Raw genomic sequence first — 2,915 nt, 5'->3', positions numbered from 1 at the left:
CCAATCCATAATTTTTGGTAATATATGAATTTGTTAAATTATCAGGTAATGGTCTTAAAATAAGATAATAACTAACTATAAGTAAGGAAAAACCTATTATAGCCGAAAGTAGTGAGACTCTTGGAATTTCTTCTCCCTTTTTTTCTGCATACAATAACTCAATTAGTTTAAAACGATATATTACTTTATAACATTGAATTGAAGTAAATAAAATTATAATTATAAATACAATAGTGGTCTGTACTATTGCTTCATATGAAATACTAAAATCAATACTTATAGAAGTACCCATTAATTTCATTAAGATGAGTGAAAAAAATTTTGAAAGTAGAGTACCTAAGAATATACCAATTATTAATGAAATAATACCCATTAATATATTTTCGTAAAATAGCATTCTAGCAATAGTTTTTTTACGCAGTCCCAAAATTGAATATATACCGACTTCTTTTTTTCTTCTTCTTATAAAAAAAGTATTAGAATAAATAATAAAAATTGAGACAAACAAAATTAGTATGATTGATGTCCCCATAAACATAAAATCCATTGTATCTGAGAGTTTTATATTTTCTTTTATTTTTTCATTATACTGTAAAGAAACAAACGTATAATAAATTATCATACTAAATATCATGGAGATAAAGTAGATTAAATAGCTATTAAAATTTTCTTTAATATTTTTTATAGCTATTCTAAATAATGTCATTTGTTCCACCACCTATAGCAGATAAAACTTCTAATATTTTGTTGAAGAAATCTTGTCTTGAAAGATTTCCTTTAACTAGCTCAGTAAATGTTTGACCATCCTTAATAAACGTAATTCGATCACAATAACTTGCGGCTAAAGCATCGTGAGTTACCATAAGAATTGTTGACTTTTCGTATTGACTTAATTGTGTTAGACTTTCCAACAAATTTGCAGCTGATTTGGAATCAAGCGCACCAGTCGGTTCATCAGCTAATACTATACTAGGATTAGTTATAATTGCTCGAGAAGCTGCTGTACGTTGCTTTTGACCGCCTGAAATTTGGTGGGGATATTTATCTAAAATGTTCCCAATCCCAAAAGTTTTTGATACTTTTTCAACTCGAGATTCAATTTCTTTGACATTTGTCTTAGCTATAGCCAATGGTAAAAGTATATTTTCCTTTACTGTTAATGTATCTAATAAATTATAATCTTGAAATATGAAGCCCAGTTTATTCAGGCGAAAAGTTGACAATTCTTCTTCATTCATATTTTTTATATTAACTCCGTCGATTAAAACATCACCTAAAGATAGAGAATCAATTGTTGCTAGAATATTTAATAAAGTTGATTTTCCTGATCCAGACGGACCCATGACTCCAACAAATTCACCTTTATATATATATAAATCAATTTCATTTAATGCTGTAAAAGTAGTGCCCTTAGAGCCATATATTTTTTTTAAATTTCTAACATCCAGTATCCTTTCCATGTTAAACATTCCTCCAGTTAAACTATAATAGCAACTATGATATTATAATAAATATTAATTGCTATAATATAATTATAAATTATATTAATCTTATTTATTCTTACAAATTCATCTTTGAACCTTACAATTTTGTAAGGATAGAATGTAATGTAAAAGAATTAAACAGGGGTGATAAAAATGGGCGATGCTATGAAAATAATGATCGTTGAAGATGACATTGTCATTAGAAATATGTTAGAAGAAGGCATTGAAAAATGGGGGTTTAGAATTTCTAAAGTCGAGAAGTTTAGCGAAGTACTAAACGTATATATTTCTGAAAAGCCTCATCTTATATTATTGGATATTAACCTACCAACATATGATGGTTTTTATTGGTGTAATAAGATAAGGGAAGTTTCAAAAGTTCCTATCATTTTTATATCTTCACGTAATACACCCATGGATAAGATTATGTCTATGAACATGGGGGGAGATGATTTTATTCAAAAACCTTTAGACATAGACGTTTTGATGGCTAAAGTAAATTCACTATTACGTAGATCTTATACTTATAGTGAAATTCAATCAAGTGTTCTTGAGCATAATGGAATTATATTAAATATTAATAATTGGGAAGTTTCTTATGAAGATACAAATTTTCATTTGTCTAAAACTGAATTTCTGATTTTTCATTTATTATTACAAAATAAAGGTAAAATTGTTAGTAGATATAAAATCAAACGCAAGCTTTGGAAAGACGAGAATTTTATAGATGATAATACATTGACAGTAAACATTAATAGGTTGCGTAAAAAGCTAAGTAACATTGGTAAAGAAAACTTCATAAAAACAATAACGAAAGAAGGGTATATCATTCAATGAAAATCACTGAGTATGTCGTAGACAAAGTTTATACGTTCATATTTTTCGCTATTCTTATGCTCTTTGTTTCTTTAATGATGCTTGTTAGTATTGATTCATTATATAGTATCAATTACATTTTATATACTAATATATGTGCTATAGTTATTTTCCTTATATATATTATTTTAGGTTATTATTTTAGAAATAAATTTTATTTAGAATTAAAACATTTAATTTCAAATGAGGATAAAGATATTATAATAGATATGATTAAACCACAGAATAATAAACAACAAATAGTAGTCAACCTCTTAAATGAGATTAACAATAAACATTTTATTCACTTGAAAAAATTATATGATGAAAAACGAGATCAACAAGAATTTTTTATTTCTTGGATACATGAAGTTAAAACACCTATTTCCGCTAGTCGACTACTTTTAGAAAATAGTCAAGATAAATCAATTGATTGGTTAGTTAATAAAACTGAAGATGAGCTTGATAAAATAGAAGAAAATATTGAAAAAGTATTATATTATTCTCGAATTGATTCATTCTCGAATGATTACTTTATAACAGAAGTTAATTTAGACAAAATTATAAGAAATAGTA

4 protein-coding genes are annotated in these 2,915 nt (G+C 26.2%); 2 read left to right on the top strand and 2 right to left on the bottom strand.

Going from position 1 to position 2,915, the window contains the following annotated elements; translation table 11 throughout:
- Together RPL90_RS08010 and RPL90_RS08005 are read right to left on the bottom strand one after the other, a co-directional pair.
- On the bottom strand, positions 1 to 706 hold a 706-nt coding region (locus RPL90_RS08010), incomplete at its 3' end, for an ABC transporter permease (RefSeq protein WP_313547550.1).
- Positions 693 to 1,460, bottom strand: coding sequence for an ABC transporter ATP-binding protein (locus RPL90_RS08005; RefSeq protein ID WP_313547548.1), 768 nt, complete (start codon positions 1,458 to 1,460; stop codon positions 693 to 695). The genes RPL90_RS08005 and RPL90_RS08010, both read right to left, overlap by 14 nt.
- A 189-nt stretch (positions 1,461 to 1,649) precedes the next feature.
- Between RPL90_RS08005 and RPL90_RS08000 the strand changes: the two genes are divergently transcribed.
- Both RPL90_RS08000 and RPL90_RS07995 read left to right on the top strand, forming a co-directional pair.
- On the top strand, positions 1,650 to 2,321 hold the full coding sequence (locus RPL90_RS08000; protein WP_313547552.1) for a response regulator transcription factor: 672 nt from the start codon (positions 1,650 to 1,652) through the stop codon (positions 2,319 to 2,321).
- Positions 2,318 to 2,915, top strand: a 598-nt coding sequence (locus RPL90_RS07995) for an ATP-binding protein (protein WP_463673960.1), incomplete at its 3' end; no start/stop codon positions are given. The genes RPL90_RS08000 and RPL90_RS07995, both read left to right, overlap by 4 nt.

Source organism: Staphylococcus kloosii, assembly GCF_032139365.1.
GTDB lineage: Bacteria > Bacillota > Bacilli > Staphylococcales > Staphylococcaceae > Staphylococcus > Staphylococcus kloosii_A.
The sequence above is the reverse complement of the archived record's forward strand: the minus strand, read 5'-3'. Positions and strand labels throughout refer to the sequence as shown.

What these genes read in the sequence shown, in the direction of transcription:
- RPL90_RS08005 (WP_313547548.1), bottom strand. Translation starts at nt 1,460, where the DNA reads ATGGAAAGGATACTGGATGTTAGAAATTTAAAAAAAATATATGGCTCT.
- RPL90_RS08000 (WP_313547552.1), top strand. Translation starts at nt 1,650, where the DNA reads ATGAAAATAATGATCGTTGAAGATGACATTGTCATTAGAAATATGTTA.